This window comes from Mycolicibacterium austroafricanum (genome assembly GCF_902705885.1).
In the GTDB taxonomy this organism is placed as follows: domain Bacteria; phylum Actinomycetota; class Actinomycetes; order Mycobacteriales; family Mycobacteriaceae; genus Mycobacterium; species Mycobacterium vanbaalenii_A.
Window position 1 is genome coordinate 78,800 of the sequence record NZ_CACSIP010000013.1, and the last position, 17,992, is coordinate 96,791.

Annotated in this window: 16 protein-coding genes; 5 read left to right on the forward strand and 11 right to left on the reverse strand. The window is 68.0% G+C overall.

Features of this window, described 5'->3' with window-relative positions:
• Positions 1 to 212 precede the first annotated feature (212 nt).
• The 5 genes from BEMPMBAN_RS32555 to BEMPMBAN_RS11020 form a co-directional block, all read right to left on the reverse strand.
• A complete protein-coding gene (locus BEMPMBAN_RS32555; protein WP_234897404.1) occupies positions 213 to 662 on the reverse strand; it encodes a hypothetical protein in 450 nt (149 codons plus the stop codon).
• Entirely contained in the window at positions 659 to 1,363 is a 705-nt protein-coding gene (locus tag BEMPMBAN_RS11005; RefSeq protein ID WP_159230423.1) for a hypothetical protein, read from the reverse strand. The genes BEMPMBAN_RS32555 and BEMPMBAN_RS11005 overlap by 4 nt, the downstream gene beginning before the upstream one ends.
• 126 nt (positions 1,364 to 1,489) lie before the next feature.
• Positions 1,490 to 3,262 carry an ABC transporter ATP-binding protein gene (locus BEMPMBAN_RS11010; protein ID WP_234897407.1) on the reverse strand — a complete coding sequence of 591 codons (1,773 nt, stop codon included), beginning with the start codon at positions 3,260 to 3,262 and terminating at the stop codon, positions 1,490 to 1,492.
• Between the two features lie 125 nt (positions 3,263 to 3,387).
• Positions 3,388 to 5,313 (reverse strand): ABC transporter ATP-binding protein, encoded by a 1,926-nt coding sequence (locus tag BEMPMBAN_RS11015; RefSeq protein ID WP_159230425.1) that lies wholly within the window; start codon positions 5,311 to 5,313, stop codon positions 3,388 to 3,390.
• On the reverse strand, positions 5,306 to 7,294 hold the full coding sequence (locus tag BEMPMBAN_RS11020) for an ABC transporter ATP-binding protein (RefSeq protein ID WP_159230426.1): 1,989 nt from the start codon (positions 7,292 to 7,294) through the stop codon (positions 5,306 to 5,308). Before BEMPMBAN_RS11020 ends, BEMPMBAN_RS11015 begins: the two co-directional genes overlap by 8 nt.
• 187 nt (positions 7,295 to 7,481) lie before the next feature.
• On the opposite strand from BEMPMBAN_RS11020, the gene prrA reads away from it, so the two are divergent.
• Together prrA and BEMPMBAN_RS11030 are read left to right on the forward strand one after the other, a co-directional pair.
• A complete protein-coding gene (prrA, locus tag BEMPMBAN_RS11025; RefSeq protein ID WP_163896415.1) occupies positions 7,482 to 8,192 on the forward strand; it encodes a two-component system response regulator PrrA in 711 nt (236 codons plus the stop codon).
• Between the two features lie 38 nt (positions 8,193 to 8,230).
• On the forward strand, positions 8,231 to 9,574 hold the full coding sequence (locus tag BEMPMBAN_RS11030; protein ID WP_159230428.1) for a HAMP domain-containing sensor histidine kinase: 1,344 nt from the start codon (positions 8,231 to 8,233) through the stop codon (positions 9,572 to 9,574).
• A gap of 76 nt (positions 9,575 to 9,650) precedes the next feature.
• On the opposite strand, the gene BEMPMBAN_RS11035 is transcribed toward BEMPMBAN_RS11030, so the two are convergent.
• Positions 9,651 to 10,013 (reverse strand): FKBP-type peptidyl-prolyl cis-trans isomerase, encoded by a 363-nt coding sequence (locus BEMPMBAN_RS11035; RefSeq protein ID WP_159230429.1) that lies wholly within the window; start codon positions 10,011 to 10,013, stop codon positions 9,651 to 9,653.
• Positions 10,014 to 10,204: 191 nt separating this feature from the next.
• On the opposite strand from BEMPMBAN_RS11035, the gene BEMPMBAN_RS11040 reads away from it, so the two are divergent.
• Together BEMPMBAN_RS11040 and BEMPMBAN_RS11045 are read left to right on the forward strand one after the other, a co-directional pair.
• On the forward strand, positions 10,205 to 10,453 hold the full coding sequence (locus tag BEMPMBAN_RS11040; protein WP_159230430.1) for a DUF2630 family protein: 249 nt from the start codon (positions 10,205 to 10,207) through the stop codon (positions 10,451 to 10,453).
• A 14-nt stretch (positions 10,454 to 10,467) separates the two neighbouring features.
• A complete protein-coding gene (locus BEMPMBAN_RS11045; protein WP_159230431.1) occupies positions 10,468 to 12,021 on the forward strand; it encodes a phytoene desaturase family protein in 1,554 nt (517 codons plus the stop codon).
• Here BEMPMBAN_RS11045 and BEMPMBAN_RS11050 read toward each other — a convergent pair.
• The 5 genes from BEMPMBAN_RS11050 to pdxH form a co-directional block, all read right to left on the reverse strand.
• Positions 12,018 to 12,437: a MarR family winged helix-turn-helix transcriptional regulator gene (locus BEMPMBAN_RS11050; RefSeq protein ID WP_159230432.1), complete on the reverse strand. Its 420-nt coding sequence runs from the start codon at positions 12,435 to 12,437 to the stop codon at positions 12,018 to 12,020. The two genes, BEMPMBAN_RS11045 and BEMPMBAN_RS11050, sit on opposite strands and share 4 nt — an antisense overlap.
• Positions 12,427 to 13,863, reverse strand: a complete 1,437-nt coding sequence (locus BEMPMBAN_RS11055) for an MFS transporter (RefSeq protein ID WP_200845943.1) — start codon at positions 13,861 to 13,863, stop codon at positions 12,427 to 12,429. Before BEMPMBAN_RS11055 ends, BEMPMBAN_RS11050 begins: the two co-directional genes overlap by 11 nt.
• 148 nt (positions 13,864 to 14,011) lie before the next feature.
• A complete protein-coding gene (locus BEMPMBAN_RS11060) occupies positions 14,012 to 15,316 on the reverse strand; it encodes a citrate synthase (RefSeq protein ID WP_159230434.1) in 1,305 nt (434 codons plus the stop codon).
• A 105-nt stretch (positions 15,317 to 15,421) separates the two neighbouring features.
• Positions 15,422 to 16,072 carry a TetR family transcriptional regulator gene (locus tag BEMPMBAN_RS11065; RefSeq protein WP_159230435.1) on the reverse strand — a complete coding sequence of 217 codons (651 nt, stop codon included), beginning with the start codon at positions 16,070 to 16,072 and terminating at the stop codon, positions 15,422 to 15,424.
• A gap of 81 nt (positions 16,073 to 16,153) precedes the next feature.
• Positions 16,154 to 16,783 carry a pyridoxamine 5'-phosphate oxidase gene (gene pdxH / locus BEMPMBAN_RS11070; protein WP_159230456.1) on the reverse strand — a complete coding sequence of 210 codons (630 nt, stop codon included), beginning with the start codon at positions 16,781 to 16,783 and terminating at the stop codon, positions 16,154 to 16,156.
• 95 nt (positions 16,784 to 16,878) lie between these two features.
• Here pdxH and BEMPMBAN_RS11075 point away from each other — a divergent pair, with 95 nt between their 5' ends.
• Positions 16,879 to 17,991 (forward strand): citrate synthase 2, encoded by a 1,113-nt coding sequence (locus tag BEMPMBAN_RS11075; RefSeq protein WP_159230436.1) that lies wholly within the window; start codon positions 16,879 to 16,881, stop codon positions 17,989 to 17,991.
• Position 17,992 lies beyond the last annotated feature (1 nt).

Sequence of the window (17,992 nt, forward strand, 5' to 3'; positions counted from 1 at the left end):
TTGAGAAGACGCCAGACCCGGGCCGCCATGACGGTGCGCTGACAGTCGGCTGCGTCAGCTGATCGGCAACCTCGTCGTAGCAAAACACCGTTGCTGTAACGCGGCCGCCACGCTCGGTCCCGGCACGGCAGCGCGGTCGACACAGCGCATCGTGTCCCGCGAAACATCGCGAGGTGCGAGTACGGGCGATGGCCGCCCCCAACGAGGAGGTACTAGAGCACGAGTTCGACGGCGTCGCCCACGTTCACGGTGACGACGTCACCGGAGGCCGCGACCGACAGGTCCTGTGGGAGCGCGTCACCGGCAAGGCGGGCGAGTTCGGCCACGCCGTTGGCGATCGGTGTCGCCGCGACGCCGAGGAGCTGGTTCTTCCCGGCGTCGAGGAAATCGCCCTTGGGCCTGCCGGGTGACCGGGGGACGTCGATGCTGAAAGTCTCGGCACGAGAAAACAATTCATGGACGTCGAACACCTTCACCCGGACCGTCTCCTCGGACAGCCTTCCCAGGACGCGGCCGGACTCCGGATCGGTGACCACCTGGCCCGTCCCCGAGAACACCGCGAAGACCATGCCGGGCGCCACGCCCGCTCCCGCGCCCCGGTTGATGACGAGCGTGTACTCGTCCTCCACGAGCGCCACCGATCCGGTGATCGGCTCGTTCATGAACGTTCCGGGTCCGCAGCGGCGACCTGCCGCGAAATCGTCGGCGTGCCACCGTCTCTGATCCGCGGCCTGGCGGACGGGACGGCCACTGGCGCTGTCGACCTCGCGAGCTCGGTGGCGGTCTTGGCCTGGATCAGCGCGATCACGGCCTGCTGATGCCGCTCGGTGCCGAACGAGTTGAGGGCGAACGCCAGCTTGGTGTCGACGAACTCGACGGAGCGCTCCAGCTCGCCGGTCGGACGGGCGACGTGGTGGGCGTCCTCACCGGGCACGGCTTCCTCACCGGGCACGGCGTACCACTTGTGAGCGACGACGCCGAGCGCAAGCGAGAAGCACGGGACCAGCACGACGGCGAACATCGTTCCGAGCGCGCCGTCGAACGTCACCGACCCGAAGACGCTCAACACCACCGACAGCGCGAGGGCACCGAACAGCCGAAGCGCGGGCGGTATCTCGGCGACGATGCGCCACCCGAACGTGACGAGGCGGGCAAAGGCCTTGACGAAGGCCGCACCGAATCGGGCCACCCGCACACCGAAGCGGGACATCGCCGAGCCGGCGGTGGTCGCGAACCGCCCGAACTCGGCGGCGTAGTCCCGCGGTGGACGGGCCGGTTTCGGGGTCGGTTCCTGCCGAGGTTCGGGTTGTTCCTGCGCCGTGTCGGGCTGTGCCGCCGGCTGTTCTGCGAGTGCTACTGCCACAGTGCCGGCTCGAGCCGTCGGCCTCTCGTCGATCGCGCCGATGCTAACCACTTCTGCATCATCCATTAACACCCGTCACAGGTACACCTGACGCGCCGTGTCCGGAGCAGAAACCGCGTGAGGCGGTCAGGCCAGTGACTGCACCCACGACTGGTGCAGTGCGGCGTAATGGCCGCCCTCACGGGAGGTGAGCTCTTCCGGCGACCCGTCCTCGACGATGCGGCCGTGCTCGAGCACCAGCACCCGGTCGGCGATCTGCACCGTCGACAACCGGTGGGCGATCACCAGCGCGGTCCGGTCGGCCAACACCGTCTCCAGGGCCCGTTGCACCATCCGCTCGCTCGGAATGTCCAGCGACGACGTCGCCTCGTCGAGGATCAGAACCGCGGGATCGGCCAGGAACGCCCGCGCGAACGCGACGAGCTGCCGCTGCCCCGCCGACAGCCGCCCGCCCCGCTTGGCGACGTCGGTGTCGTATCCCTCGGGCAGGGCCTCGATGAAGCTGTGCGCGCCCACCGCCTCGGCCGCGCCCCGGACCTCTTCGTCGGTGGCATCCGGTCTACCGAAGCGGATGTTGTCGGCGACGGTGCCGTCGAACATGAAGTTCTCCTGCGTCACCATCACCGCGTGGCGGCGCAGTTCGGCCTGTGTCATCTGGCGCAGGTCCACCCCGTCGAGCGTCACCGATCCCGACACCGGGTCGTAGAACCGGGTGACCAGTTTGGCGATCGTCGTCTTGCCCGCACCCGTGGTGCCGACCAGGGCCACCGTCTGGCCTGCCGGCACCACCAGGTCCAGGCCGGGCAACACCGGCCGGCCCCGTGCATACTCGAAATACACGTCGTCGAAGGCGATCTCGCCGCGGACCGGGTCGAGGGTGACGGGGTGCTCGGGGTCCCTGATGCCCGGCTTCTCGGCGAGCACGCCGGCGAGTTTCTCCAGCGCCGACGAGGCTGACTGGAAGGTGTTGAAGAACTGCGAGATCTCCTGCATCGGCTCGAAGAACATCCGCAGGTAGAGCAGGAACGCGGTCAGCGTGCCGATCGTCATCTCGCCCTGCAGCACCCGGTAGCCGCCGTAGAGCAGCACCACCCCGGTGGTCAGGTTGCCGACCAGCTTGACGCCCGGCATGAACACCGCCAGCAGCCGAAACGTCTTCTCGTTGATCACCCGGTAGCGGTCGGCGACGTCTTCGAAGATCTCCTGGTTGCGCGGCTCGCGCCGGTAGGCCTGGACCGCCTTGATCCCGGTCATCGTCTCCACGAACTGGACGATGACCAGCGCCGAGATCTCGCGCACCTCGCGGTAGATCTTCGACGAGCGATCGTGGAACCACCAGACCAGCACCACCAGCACGGGGAATGCCGCCAGGCACATCAGCCCGAGTTTGGCGTCGAGCACCACCAGCAGAACCGCGGTGCCGAACAGCGTGAGCACCGCGGTGATCAGGCTGTCGAACCCGGTTTCCAGCATGTCCTGGATGGCCTCGACGTCGTTGGTGGATCGGCTCACCACCCGGCCGGAGGTGTAGCGGTCGTGAAACGCGATGTCCAGACGGCCGAAATGGCGGAACACCCGCCGGCGCAGCTCACGCAGCACCTTCTGGCCGATGCGCCCGGAACGACGCAGGAAGAACATCCGGCTGACCGCCTGCACCACCACCACGGCGCACAACGCGCCGACGATCATCAGCAGGGTGTTCGCCGGGCCCCCGTCGACCAGCGGCGGGATCCCGTCGTCGATGCCCTTCTGCACCAGCAGCGGAACCGACAGCCGGGCAACGTTCTCCACGACGACGACGACGGCCAGTGCCGACAAGCTCCACTTGTACGGCCGCAGCAGCGAACCCAGCAGCGCCCGCGCTTCGCGCCGTCGCGGCACCGTCTCATCGATCGGCAGGTCACCCTGCTCGTCGAACTTGCCGCGCCAGTCGGTGGTCGTCTTCTCCTCGCGCGAGCGCTCGTCGGTGGTCGTCTTCTCCTCGCGCGAGCGCTCGTCGGTGGTCGTCTTCTCCTCGCGCGCGCTCACCGGCCCTCCAGCACTCGGTCTTCGAGCTGCGAACGCGCATCGTCGTCATCGCCTTCGATCCGCGCGACCGGCTTGTCGGCCTCCCAGACACAATCACGCTCGGCGCCGTCGTCGAGCTCGTCGTCGGCGGCCAGCAGGTACCGGTATTCGGGAACCTCGCTGAGCATCTCCGCGTGGGTACCGACGTGGGTGATGGTGCCGTCCTGCAGCAACGCCACCCGGTCGGCGAGCATCACCGTCGACGCCCGGTGCGCCACCACGATGCCGGTCACGTCATGGAGCACCCGGCGCAGCGCCTCCTCGACCACCGCCTCGGTATGGACGTCCAGCGCGGACAGCGTGTCGTCGAGCACCAGGATCCTCGGATCAGCCAGGATCGCGCGGGCCAGCGAAAGCCGTTGGCGCTGACCACCGGACAGGCTCATCCCCTGCTCGCCGATGCGGGTGTCCAAGCCGAACGGCAGGTCGTAGACGAACTGCGCCGCGGCCACGTCGATCGCCTGGCGCAGCTCGGCGTCGGTGGCGCCCGGACGACCCAGCCGCAGGTTCTCCGCGACCGACATCGAGAACAGCGTCGGATCCTCGAACGCGGTGGCCACCGCGTCCCGCAGCGCATCGAGGGACAACTCGCGGATGTCCTGGGCGTCGATGCGGATCTCCCCTTCGCTGACGTCGTACAACCGCGAGATCAGTCCGATCAGCACCGACTTGCCCGCACCGGTGGCGCCGACGAGCGCCAGCGTCTCCCCGGGTTCGACGGTGACGGTGACGTGTCGCAGCACCCAGTCCTCGGCTCCCGCTGCTTCGTCCGGCCCGCCGGACGCGGGGAACTTGAAGCCGACGTCGATGAGCTCGAGCCGCCCGCCTCGCGGCGTCTGGTCCCGTGGGCCGTCGGTGATGTCGCGGGGTGCGTCGAAGATCTCGGCGATGCGGTTGGCCGCGGTGAAGGACTCCTGCGTCATCGACAGCAGAAAACCCAACGAGGCGATCGGCCACACCAGGGACAACATCATCGTGATGAAGGCGACCAGCGTGCCCATCGTGACGTACCCGTGGCCGGCGGCGTATGCGCCGAAACCGAGCACGACGATCAGCGTCAGGTTCGGGATGATCTCCAACAACGTCCAGAACTTCGCCGACACCGACACCCGGCGCACCTGGGTGTCGTACAGATCCGTGAGTTGGTCGTCGAACCGCTGGTAGACGTAGTCCTCGCGGCCGAACGACTTGACGACCCGAAGACCGAGGGCCGACTCCTCGACGTGTGTGGCCACGTGGCCGGCCTGGTCCTGGGCCTGTCGCGACAGCCGGGTGTATTCCTGCTGGAAGTGCAGCACCGTCAGCGTGATCGGGACGATCGACACCAGCACGACCACCCCGAGCGGCCAGTACATCGCCAGCAGGATCGAGGTGACCACCACGATCTGCAGGACGTTGAGCATCAGGAAGATCAGCCCGAACGACATGAACCGGCGAATCGTGCCCAGATCGTTCATGATCCGCGACAGCAGCTGACCGGACTGCCACCGGCCGTGAAACGACATCGGCAGGATCTGCAGCCGCGCATAGAGGTCCTTGCGGATGTCGGCCTCGACACCCATCGTCGCGCGCGACACCAGCCAGCGCCGGATGAACCACAGCACCGCCTCGGCGACGCCCACCGCCATCGCCGCGGCGCCGACCACCCACAGCCCCTGCTGGTCCTGATGACGGACCGGGCCGTCGATGACCGCCTTCGTCATCAGCGGGATGGCCACGGTGGCGCCCAGGCTGGCGAGCGCGGTGACGATCATCGCGATCCAGCGCACCCGGTAGGGCATCAGGTACGGCAGCATCCGCCACAGGTCCGAGCTGGGCCTGACACGCCTGGCCGGCGGGCCGATTGCGGGCGCAGCCCGAAGCGCGTTCAAGGAGTCACTCACTTAGAACATCTTCCCATTGCGCGCAACCGATTAACCCCTCCGCCGGAATTGCATTCCGTGCGCAAGAAGGCGAGTGAGGACCACGCGGAACACAGTTCCGGCGGGAGGTGCCGAACTGGGTGCGGTACAGCTCGGCGTACCGGCCGCCGCGGGACAGCAGCTGCTCATGGGTGCCACGCTCCACGATCCGTCCGTCCTCGACGACCAGGATCACGTCGGCGGCCCGCACCGTGGACAGCCGGTGGGCGATGACGATCGACGTCCGGCCGGCCAGCGCCTCCGCCAGCGCCTGCTGCACCGCGACCTCCGACTCCGAGTCCAGCGACGCCGTCGCCTCGTCGAGGACCACCACCTGCGGGGACGCCAGCAGCACCCGCGCGATCGTCAGCCGCTGCCGCTGCCCACCGGACAGCCGGTAGCCGCGCTCACCCACCACCGTGTCCAGCCCGTCGGGCATGTCGGCGACGAGGTCGGCGAGCCGGGCCCGGTCCAGCGCCTCCCACAGCTGGTCGTCGGTCGCGTGTGGCGCGGCCAACAACAGGTTCGACCGGATCGACTCGTGGAACAGGTGGCCGTCCTGGGTGACCATGCCGACGGTGTCCTTCAGCGACGCGAACGTCAGGTCGCGCACGTCGACCCCGTTCAGCCGCACGGCGCCGGAGTCGACGTCGTACAGCCGCGCCAGCAGAGCCGCCGTCGTGGACTTGCCGGCTCCGGAGGATCCGACCAGCGCCACCATCTGACCCGGCTGGGCGGTGAACGACATGCCGTGCAGCACCTCCTCGCCGCCACGGTCGTCCAGCTCGGCCACCTCCTCCAGCGAGGCCAGCGACACCTTGTCCGCGGCCGGGTAGGAGAACCGGACAGAATCGAATTCCACGGCGACCCCCGCGTGATCCGGCCCGGCCGGGACGACGGTCGCACCCGGCCGCTCCCGGATCAGTGGAACCAGATCCAGCACCTCGAAGACCCGCTCGAAGCTGACCAACGCGGTGGCGACCTCCACCCGCGCATTGGCCAGCGCGGTCAGCGGCGCGTACAGCCGGGTGAGCAGCAGCGCCAGCGACACGATCGCGCCGGCCTGCAGCTGCCCGCCGATGGCCAGCGCCCCGCCCAGTCCGTACACCAGCGCCAGGGCCAGCGCCGACATCAGCGTCAGCGAGTTCATGAACGTCGCCTGCAGCATCGCGGTACGCACCCCGATGTCGCGCACCCGCCCGGCCCGCACCCGGAACTCCCGGGATTCGCTGGTCGCGTCGCCGAACAGCTTCACCAGCGTCGCCCCCGGCGCGGAGAACCGCTCGGTCATCTGGGTGTTCATCGTCGCGTTGTGCGCGGCCGCCTCCCGCGACAGCCGGGCCATCGTGACGCCGATCCGACGGGCCGGAATCAGGAACAGCGGCATCAGCGCCAGCGAGGCCAACGTGATCTGCCACGAGATGCTCAGCATCACCGCCAGCGTCAGCGTCAGCGTGACGAGGTTGGACACCACCCCGGACAGCGTGTCGGAGAACGCCCGCTGAGCGCCCATCACGTCATTGCCCAGCCGGCTCACCAGAGCGCCGGTTCTTGTTCGGGTGAAAAATGCCACCGGCATCCGCTGGACGTGGTCGAAGACCGCGGTGCGCAGATCGAGGATCAGACCTTCGCCGATCCTCGAGGACAACCAGCGCGTGACCAACGACACGCCCGCTTCGGCGACAGCGACAACGGCGATCACCACGGCCAGCGCCACGACCACCGCCGAACTGCCCGCCCCGGTGATCTCATCAACGACACGCCCCGCCAACAGGGGCGTCACCACGGTCAGTACCGCGCCGATGACGCTGACCCCCAGGAACACGGCCAGCCTGCGGTGATGCCGCGCGGCGAACCGCCAGATCCGGCGCAGCAGGCGGCGGTCGGTCAGCGATCGCAGATCTCCGCCCCGCGCCCGCGTCTGCCGGTACAGCGATTGCCGGGCCACCGTTTCCAAACTCATGTTTTCACCGTAGAACCTCAACGATGGATGAGGTCAAAGCCTTCCCCGGCGGTGATCGGTGATCATTCGATGACGAGGTCCGGGTTTTGCCGGGCTGGTGCGGGCAGACAGCGCCAATAGTCGGATCTCGTGCGCTGGCGCCGCCGAACGCACAGCCTCCCCCAGCCTGGGCCTCGCATCGGGCAAGATTGCAGGCATGGACAGTGGTGTGGGGTCGCCCAGAGTGCTCGTGGTCGACGACGATCCCGACGTCCTGGCCTCGCTGGAGCGGGGACTGCGACTGTCCGGGTTCGAGGTGTTCACCGCGGTTGATGGGGCCGAGGCGTTGCGCAGCGCGACCGAGACCCGTCCCGACGCGATCGTGCTCGACATCAACATGCCGGTGCTCGACGGCGTCTCGGTGGTGACCGCGCTGCGCGCGATGGACAACGATGTGCCGGTGTGCGTGCTGTCGGCGCGCTCGTCGGTCGACGACCGGGTGGCGGGGCTGGAGGCCGGCGCCGACGACTACCTGGTCAAGCCGTTCGTGCTGGCCGAGCTGGTGGCTCGGGTGAAGGCGCTGCTGCGCAGGCGGGGCTCGACGGCGACGTTCTCGTCGGAGACCATTGCGGTCGGCCCGCTCGAGGTCGACATCCCCGGCAGGCGGGCGCGGGTCGACGGGGTCGACGTCGATCTGACCAAGCGGGAGTTCGACCTGCTCGCGGTGCTCGCCGAGCACAAGACCGCCGTGCTGTCCCGCGCCCAGCTGCTCGAGCTGGTCTGGGGTTACGACTTCGCGGCAGACACCAACGTCGTCGATGTCTTCATCGGGTATCTGCGACGCAAACTCGAGGCCAATGGGGCACCGCGGCTGCTGCACACCGTCCGCGGCGTGGGGTTCGTCCTCAGACAGCAGTAGGTTGCCGTGATGAGCGCTTGCGCGAAGAACCCACAGTCGTGATCGCGCTGTCGCGGATCTTCCGGCGCACCCCGTCGCTGCGCACCCGCGTCGCGCTGGCCACCGCGCTAGGCGCGGCGATCGTCGTCGTCATCGTCGGCAGCGTGGTGTGGATCGGCATCACCAATGACCGTAAGGAACGCCTCGACCGGCGGCTCGATGAGGCTGCCGGTTTCGCCGTTCCGTTCCTGCCCCGCGGCCTCGACGAGATCCCACCATCACCCAACGACGAGGACGTCATCATCACGGTGCGCCGCCCCGGCGGCCCGGAGACCTCGAACTCCAAGGTGGTGCTGCCGCAGCTGGAACCCGGCTACGCCGACACCTATGTCGGGGATGTCCGCTACCGGGTGCGCACGGTCGACATCCGGGTGCCGGAGCCGATGTCGGTGGCGGTCGGCGCGACCTACGACGCGACCATCGCCGACACCAACAACCTGCATCGCAGAGTGCTGATCCTGTGTGTGTTCTCGGTGGGCGCGGCGACCCTGCTCGGCTGGTTGCTCGCGGCGTTTGCGGTGCGACCGCTCAAACGGCTGGCCCAGCAGACCCGCCAGATCGACGCAGGCGACGAAGCGCCCGATGTCGAGGTGCGGGGCGCCAGCGAGGCGGTGGAGATCGCCGACGCCGTCAACGGCATGCTGCAGCGCATCTGGAAGGAACAGGGCAATACCAAGGCCGCGCTGGACTCGGCGCGGGACTTCGCGTCGGTCTCGGCGCATGAGCTGCGGACACCGCTGACCGCGATGCGCACCAACCTCGAGGTGCTCTCGACGCTGGACCTCGCCGAGGACCAGCGCAAGGAAGTCGTCGGTGACGTCATCCGCACACAGACCCGCATCGAGGCCACGCTGGGAGCGCTGGAACGTCTCGCGCAGGGCGAGTTGTCCACCCAGGACGACCACGTTCCGGTCGACATCACCGAACTGCTCGACCGGGCCGCTTTCGACGCGATGCGGGTCTTCCCCGACCTGGATGTGTCGCTGGTACCGGCGCCGACGGTGATCATCGTCGGCCTGCCCGCCGGCCTGCGACTGGCGATCGACAACGCGATCGCCAACGCCGTCAAGCACGGCGGCGCCACCCGGGTGCAGCTGTCGGCGGTCAGCTCGCGGGCCGGGGTCGAGATCGCCATCGACGACGACGGTGTCGGGGTGCCCGAGGAGGAACGCACCGTGGTGTTCGACAGGTTCTCCCGCGGGTCCACCGCGTCACACTCGGGCTCGGGACTGGGCCTCGCGCTGGTGGCCCAGCAGGCCGAGTTGCACGGCGGCACCGCGACGTTGGAGGCCAGCCCGTTGGGCGGGGCGCGGCTGCTGCTGCGACTCCCCGGCCCGCGCTAGTTCAGCTCCGCCGGAACGGTATTCCAGGCGGGAAATCCGGCGCCGAGACCGCGTGGAATACCGTTCCGGCGGAGTGTCAGCGCGTGGCCAGCAGGTCGATGACGAAGATCAGCGTCTTGCCGGAGAGTCGGTGCCCGCCCCCGGCCGGTCCGTACGCCTGCGCCGGCGGAACGGTCAGCTTGCGTCGCCCACCGACTTTCATGCCGGGGATGCCGTCCTGCCATCCCTGGATCAGTCCACGCAGCGGGAACTCGATCGACTCGCCCCGGTTCCACGAGCTGTCGAATTCCTCGCCGGTGTCGTACTCGACGCCGACGTAGTGCACCTCCACATTGGCACCCGGGACGGCCTCGATGCCGTCGCCGACGACGATCTCCTCGATCACCAATTCGGTCGGGGCGGGGCCGTCGGGGAAGTCGATTTCTGGTTTGGTAGCCACCACGTCACCCTACTGCGAGGTCACACGGCATGCCGTCATCGACGAGAACGCTCATCGCGGGCGGCGGGGGCCGCAGGGACATCCTCTGGTAGCAGCAGCCTTTCGCGACACCGAGCTCGCCGATGATCACCGAGACCGTCGGTTTGTCGACAGTCCTTGGGGTGGGCGCCGCCATCCGGCAGACTGGTCAGGTGGCATCCGACAGAGACATCCTGGACCGCGTCAACGAGTTGATCAGCCAGGAGAACGAGCTACGCGACAAGCTGCAGCACCGCGAGATCGACGAATCCGAGGAGCACCGCAGGCTGCAGTCGATCGAGGTGCAACTCGACCAGTGCTGGGACCTGCTGCGTCAGCGCCGCGCGCTGCGGAACAGCGGCGGCGATCCCCGGGACGCGCAGGTGCGCCCCGCCGGCGAGGTCGAGGGCTACCTCGGCTGACCGGGGCGCAGCCGGTGACGCAGACTGACGTCGTCATCGTCGGCGGCGGACACAACGGCCTGGTCGCCGCGGCGTATCTGGCCCGGGCAGGTCGCCGTGTCCAGGTGCTCGAGCGCCTCGACCACGTGGGCGGAGCGGCGGTGTCGGCGCACGCCTTCGAGGGGGTCGAGGCGCGCCTGTCGCGCTACTCCTACCTCGTCAGCCTGCTGCCGAAGAGCATCGTTGACGACCTCGGCGTCCGGATCAGGCTGTCCCGTCGGCGGTACTCCTCCTACACCCCCGACCCGGGCGACGGCGGGCGGACCGGGTTGCTGATCGGGCCCGAGTCGACCTTCGGCGCCGTCGGGGCAGCCGCCGACGAGCCCGGTTTCGACGACTTCTACCGCCGCGCCGCAACGGTGACCTCACGCCTGTGGCCGACGATGACCGAGCCGCTACGCACCCGCGCCGACCTGCGCCGGGCAGTCGTCGCCGACGGTGGAACAGACGCAGACGCCGCATGGCAGGCGATGATCGACCGTCCCATCGGCGAGGCGATCACCGCGGCGGTGGGCAGCGACCTGGTGCGCGGGGTGATGGCGACCGACGCGCTGATCGGCACGTTCGACCGGGTCGACGACGAATCGTTGCGCCAGAACGTGTGCTTTCTGTATCACCTGATCGGCGGGGGAAGCGGGGATTGGGACGTGCCGATCGGCGGGATGGGCGCTGTCAGCGGGGCGCTGGCGGCCGCCGCCACCGGGTTCGGCGCCGAAGTCATCACCGGCGCCGATGTTTTCGCGATCGAACCGGACGGCCAGGTGCGATACCGAAGCGGCGACGCCGAGCATCGAGTCGTCGCCGACCGAGTGCTGGCCAACGTGACGCCCGCCGTCCTGGCCCGGCTGCTCGGCACAGCCGAACCCGAACTGGCCCCCGGCGCGCAGATCAAGGTCAACCTGATGCTGCGACGCCTACCGCGGCTGCGCGATCAAACCGTCACGCCGGAACAGGCTTTCGGCGGCACCTTCCACATCAACGAAACGTTCAGCCATCTCGACACCGCGTACCACCAGGCCGCGGCTGGCTCCGTGCCCGACCCGCTGCCCTGTGAAATCTACTGCCATTCGCTGGCCGACCCCACGATCCTCTCCGACGCGCTGCGTGCCGCCGGCGCTCAGACACTGACCGTGTTCGGGCTGCACACCCCCCACAGCCTGGCGCGTTCAGGGACACCCGAGCGGATCCGCGATTCGCTGACCTCGGCGGTGCTCACATCGTTGAACTCCGTGCTCGCCGAACCCATTCAGGATGTGCTGATGGAGGATTCCGCGGGCAGGTTGTGCATCGAGGCCAAGACGACGTTCGACCTCGAGCGCTCCCTGAACATGACGAACGGCAACATCTTCCACGGCGCGCTGACGTGGCCGTTCGCCGAGGACGACGAGCCGCTGCAGACGCCGGCGCAGCGGTGGGGCGTGGCGACGGCCCATGACCGGATCTTGTTGTGCGGATCGGGATCTCGACGCGGCGGTGCCGTGTCGGGCATCGGCGGCCACAACGCCGCGATGGCCGTGCTGCAGCGTTAACGCGCGCTCAACTTGTCCAGGATCGCCCGCAAGGTCGCGACGTCGTGATCGTCGAGTTCGGCGAGGACCTCAGGAGCAGGATTGCGCACATCGTCGATCATGCCGAGCATGTCGCTGCCCGCGACGGTCAGCGAAACCACCTTGCACCTGCGGTTCGTGGGGTCCGTCCGCCGCGCCACGAGCCCGCGATCCTCGAGATCGTTGACGGCCACCGTGGCCGCGGGCGCGTCGACGGTGGCGGCCGCAGCGAGTTGCTTCACTGTCAGCGGGGATCGACTCAGACGCTTGAGGATCCGGATCCTGCTGAACGGCAACCCCGATCGCTCGACGACCGCATGTTTCCAGACATCCTGGTGATCGAGGACGAATGCGGCGAGGTCTTTCCACACCGCGTCGGCGAGCTGTCTACTGGACATGCGCCTCCTTCGGAGGAAGTAACGGACCGGCGATCAGCGGCGCCAACCGTTGCGCCGAGCGCAGGCCACGTTGCGACGTCGAGTACAGGCCGAGCACCAGGATCACCAATCCCATTGCCGCGCAGATGAACCACAGCGGTCGCGCCGCCGTCGCGAAGTCGGTGCCGTCCATCGCCAGCGCCGGGCCGGCAACCGAACCGCAGAGCGCGACACCGATGCTCACACCGACCTGGCGGCTGGTGGACGTCACCGCCGAGGCCGCGCCCGCACGGTCGAGCGGCATACCGCTCACCGCGGCGTTGGTGATCGGCGCGTTGACCATCGAGAAGCCGATGCCGAAGACGGTGAAGATCACCAGCAGCGACCATACCGGCGTCGTCGCGGTCAGGAAGGTGAGCATCACCGCGGCCACCGAGATCAACACCCCCGCCACGACCAACGACGGCCGGGCACCGTAGCGGCCCACCAGACGTCCCGACAACGGGGAGAACAGCAACGCACCGAGCGCGATCGGCAGATACACGAGCCCGGTGTGCATCGCCGAGAAACCACGTTCGCCCTGCAGGTACAACGACATCATGAACAGGAACGCACCCCACGCGGCGAAGCCGCTGACGGCGGTCACCGTCGCCGCGCTGAAAGGGATGCTCCGGAAGAATCGCAGATCGAGGAACGGGTCGGTACGCCGCGATTCGTACCGCAGGAAGGCCGCGAAGACACCCGCGGCGACAGCGGCGATGGCGATGACCCGGGCACTGGTCCAGCCCAGCACGGGACCTTCGATGAGGGCGAAGACCACCCCGAACAGGAAGAGCACGGCCAAGCCCTGTCCGACCGGGTCGATGTTGCGCATGGTGCCCGATTTGGACTCCGGCACGAACAACGCGGTCAGCAGGATGGCCACCGCGCAGATCGGCAGGTTGATCCAGAAGACCGAGCGCCAGCCGATGGTTTCGATGAGCAACCCGCCCACGATCGGACCGAGCGACATCGAGATCCCGACCACCGCGCCCCAGGCTCCCAACGCGCGTGCTCGCTCCACGCGGCCGGTGAAGATCTGCGAGATGATGGACAGCGCAACGGGGTTGAGCATCGATCCGCCGATCCCCTGCAGGAAGCGGGCGCCGATGAGCGCGTCGATGGACGGCGCCAGGCTGCACGCCAGCGAACCGATGGCAAAGAGCGCCAGACCGGTCTGGAACACCCGCCGGCGACCGAGGCGGTCCCCGGCCGCGCCCGCGAGCATCAGCAGCGAGGCCAGCACCAGCGTGTAGATGTCCACGACCCACTGCAGTTGTGCCGGCGAGGCGGACAGGTCGGTGCGGATCGCCGGGATCGCGACGTTGACGATGGTCGCGTCCATCGAGACGATGAGCAGGCTCAGGCAGCAGGAGACCAGGATGATGGCCTTGCGCCTGGGCGTCATCGCCGCGACGGTTTCATTCACACAACTATTGTGAAAGTACAACTGTTTGTCGGCAAGCGACAGAGTTGTGACGTTCGACGCAGACGAGCGCGCGCGGAATGACAGTGTTTACGGCGCGTCGGCGTGCAGACGTGCGCGCTCGCGGAGACTAGCGGCTGTCGAGGTCCGAGTAGTCGCGCTCGGTGTAACCGGTGTAGATCTGGCGCGGACGGCCGATCTTGTTGGGTTCGCCGTGCATCTCCCGCCAGTGGGCGATCCAGCCCGGCAGCCGGCCCAGCGCGAACAGCACCGTGAACATCCGCGTCGGGAAGCCCATGGCCCGATAGATCACGCCGGTGTAGTAGTCCACGTTCGGGTAGAGCTTGCGCTCGACGAAGAAGTCGTCGGTCAGCGCGATCTCCTCGAGCTCCTTGGCGATGTCCAGCAGCGGATCCTGGACGCCGATCTTGGCGAGGATCTTGTCGGCCTGCTCCTTGACGATGCGCGCGCGGGGATCGTAATTCTTGTAGACGCGGTGCCCGAAGCCCATGAGCTTGACGTTGTCTTCGCGGTCCTTGACGCGCTTGACGAAGGTCGCCACGTCGTCGTCACCGTCGCGGATCTTCGACAGCATCTCCAACACCGCCTGGTTCGCGCCGCCGTGCAGCGGGCCCCACAGTGCGTTGATGCCACCGGAGATCGACGTGAACAGGTTGGCCTGCGACGAACCGACCAGCCGCACGGTCGACGTCGAGCAGTTCTGCTCGTGATCGGCGTGCAGGATGAACAGCATGTCGAGAGCCCGCACGATCTCGGGATCGACCTCGTAGGGCTCGGCGGGGAAACCGAAGGTCATCCGCAGGAAGTTCTCGACAAGGGTCAGCGAGTTGTCCGGGTACAGGAACGGCTGCCCCTCAGACTTCTTGTAGGCGTACGCCGCGATGGTCGGCAGCTTTGCCAGCAGCCGGATGGTCGACAGCTCCACCTGGCCGGGATCGAACGGATCGAGCGAGTCCTGGTAGTAGGCACTCAGCGCGTTGACGGCGCTGGAGAGCACCGGCATCGGGTGCGCATTACGCGGGAAGCCATCGAAGAAGCGCTTGAGGTCCTCGTGCAGCAGAGTGTGCCGCTGGATCTGGGTGGTGAACTTCTCCAACTGCTCGGCCGTGGGCAGTTCGCCGAAGATCAGCAGGTAGCTGACCTCGATGAACGTCGACTTCTCGGCGAGCTGCTCGATCGGGTATCCGCGGTACCGCAGGATGCCGGCGTCACCGTCGATGTAGGTGATGGCGCTCTTGGTCGAGGCGGTGTTGACAAAACCACCGTCGAACGTCGTGTAGCCGCTCTTGGCCAGCAATGACCCCAGCGCGATGCCATCCGCGCCCTCAGTGGCCTCGACGATGTCAAGGTCGAGCTCGCCACCTGGGTACTTCAGGGTGGCATGTTCCTGCCCGGCTTCGGCGTTATCGGCCACTGGGATCCCTTCTTGCTTCTATTGGATCTGTCGGGGAATCGCTGAGTCTGCCTACAAAAGGTAGTCCCATTGCACCAGTCACGCCCGCGGGGGGCGGACAGGGGGTCAGACGGCCTGTCCGAGGCCGGCGATTTCACCGGCGAACTCGGCGTAGGTGAGGTCGAGGACGGCCACCATGTCGTCGATCTCGACCCTGCCTCCCGTGGTCAGATCATCGGTCAACTCGGTCAGCGCGGTCATCAGAACTGCCGCCCAGACCGCAGCGATCAGCTTGATCCGCCGGTCGCCGACGGTGGTACCCAGGCGCTGCGCCATCACGGTGTCCACGGCACTGGCCCGGTATTCGGTTGCCGCATGCCGCAGTGCCGGGGAGGTCACGATGATGCGCATGATCTGCAGCAGCCGATCCGAGGTCAGCGCACCGGCGGGCGCCCGCCGGGTGCCCTGGGCCATCGCGATGTACGCGCGCCGCAGTGCTTCGAACTGGCCCAATTCGCGCGGTAGACGCACGAGTTCGCGGGCCACCGTCGAGAGGACCTCGTCGATCAACGCCGTGGCGATGGCATCCTTGGTGGCGAAGTAACGGCTGAACGTGCGCGGTGACACATCGGCGACGGCGGCGATCTGGTCGACCGTGGTGCCGTCGAAACCTTGCCGGTCGCACAGGGCGACGGCCGCGTCGATCAGGGTGGCGCGAGTCCGGCGTTTCTTGCGCTCGCGCAGACCGAGGGCCGGCTCCCCCCTGACTTCAGCCACCTCTGGATGCTATCTCGGCCGCCTATGAATTCAGTGAGAAAATGGCACCCCCGGACATGTTGTACCGCTCAGCGGGACGCTTCAGGGCTGCAGGCGTTCGACCCTTCCATCGCAGACCCGAATCCTGTTGTGCACCCGGTTCTCCCGGCCCTGCCAGAACTCGACCGCCTCGGGGGCGATCAGGTAGCCACCCCAGTGCGGCGGCACCGGGACGTCGTCGACGTCGGCGAACCGTTCGGTGACGTCGGCCAGTCGTCGCAGCAGCGCCGCCCGCGACGCGATCGGCCGACTCTGCAGCGAAGCCCAGGCGCCGAGCTGCGACCCCCGCGGCCGGTTGGCCCAGTACGCTGCCGTCGCCTCGGGCGACACCTTCGTGACCGGGCCGCGCACGTGCACCTGGCGGCCCAGCAGATACCACGGGAACGTCGCCGACGCGTGGGGAGTGCCGGCCAGCTGCTCGCCCTTGTCGGAGTCGTAGTTGGTGTAAAACGAGATGCCGGATTCGTCCACGCTCTTGCACAGCACCGTGCGGGTGACCGGCCGTCCCCCGGCATCGACGGTGCCGACCACCATCGCGTTGGGCTCGGCGACACCCCCCTGTTCGGCCTCCGACATCCAGGTGCTCAGCAGCGCCACCCAGCCGGCGTCGAGCCAGCCGACGTCCAGGTCGCTGCTGCCGTCCTTTTCCACCGACCCGTATTCCACCCGCATCCCGGCCAGGTGATCAGAAGTGCCCACGTGACAACGCTACCGCCGGCGGACAGACTGACGACGAGGCCGACGGGGCGGGGTGCAAGAATCGGCCCATGACTGCGGTGCCGAAAGATTTCGCTCCAGGGTTGGCGGGCGTGGTGGCGTTCGAGACCGAGATCGCCGAACCGGACAAAGACGGCGGCGCCCTGCGCTACCGCGGCGTGGACATCGAGGATCTGGTCGCGAACCGGGTCACTTTCGGTGACGTCTGGGGGCTGCTGGTCGACGGCCGGTTCGGGCGCGGCCTGCCTCCTGCCGAACCGTTCCCCCTGCCGATCCACAGCGGCGACGTCCGCGTCGACGTTCAGGCGGGCCTGGCGATGCTGGCGCCGATCTGGGGTTATCCCCCGCTGCTGGACATCGACGACCAGACGGCGCGCGACCAGCTCGCACGCGCCTCGGTGATGGCACTGTCCTACGTCGCCCAGTCTGCGCGCGGCATCTATCAACCCGCGGTGCCGCAACGCACGGTCGACGAATGTCAGACCGTCACAGCACGATTCATGACCCGATGGCAGGGCGAGCCTGATCCTCGCCACGTCGAGGCCATCGACGCCTATTGGGTGAGCGCCGCCGAACACGGGATGAATGCCTCCACCTTCACCGCCCGCGTCATCGCGTCGACGGGCGCCGACGTGGCCGCCGCGCTGTCAGGTGCCATCGGGGCGATGAGTGGGCCGCTGCACGGTGGCGCTCCGGCTCGGGTGATCCCGATGATCGAAGAGGCCGAGCAGACCGGCGACGCACGCTCGGTGGTCAAGGGCATCCTTGACCGCAACGAGAAGCTGATGGGTTTCGGCCACCGCGTGTACCAGGCCGAGGATCCGCGGGCGCGGGTGTTGCGTGCCACCGCCCAGCGGCTCGCGGCGCCGCGGTACGAGGTGGCCGCCGCGTTGGAGCAGGCCGCGCTCACCGAGCTGCGGGAGCGCCGTCCCGACCGCGCCATCGAGACCAACGTCGAGTTCTGGGCGGCGGTGATCCTCGACTTCGCGCAGGTGCCGCCGAACATGATGCCCGCGATGTTCACGTGTGGACGCACCGCAGGATGGTGCGCACACATTCTCGAACAGAAGAGGCTCGGCAAGCTGGTGCGGCCGTCGGCGATTTATGTCGGGCCGGCGCCGCGAAAGCCCGAGTCGGTCGAGGGTTGGGATCTACTCGGCTGAC

What these genes read in the sequence shown, in the direction of transcription:
- BEMPMBAN_RS11075 (WP_159230436.1), top strand. Translation starts at nt 16,879, where the DNA reads ATGACTGCGGTGCCGAAAGATTTCGCTCCAGGGTTGGCGGGCGTGGTG.
- BEMPMBAN_RS32555 (WP_234897404.1), bottom strand. Translation starts at nt 662, where the DNA reads ATGAACGAGCCGATCACCGGATCGGTGGCGCTCGTGGAGGACGAGTAC.
- BEMPMBAN_RS11020 (WP_159230426.1), bottom strand. Translation starts at nt 7,294, where the DNA reads ATGAGTTTGGAAACGGTGGCCCGGCAATCGCTGTACCGGCAGACGCGG.
- BEMPMBAN_RS11055 (WP_200845943.1), bottom strand. Translation starts at nt 13,863, where the DNA reads ATGACGCCCAGGCGCAAGGCCATCATCCTGGTCTCCTGCTGCCTGAGC.
- pdxH (WP_159230456.1), bottom strand. Translation starts at nt 16,783, where the DNA reads ATGCGGGTGGAATACGGGTCGGTGGAAAAGGACGGCAGCAGCGACCTG.
- BEMPMBAN_RS11050 (WP_159230432.1), bottom strand. Translation starts at nt 12,437, where the DNA reads ATGTCCAGTAGACAGCTCGCCGACGCGGTGTGGAAAGACCTCGCCGCA.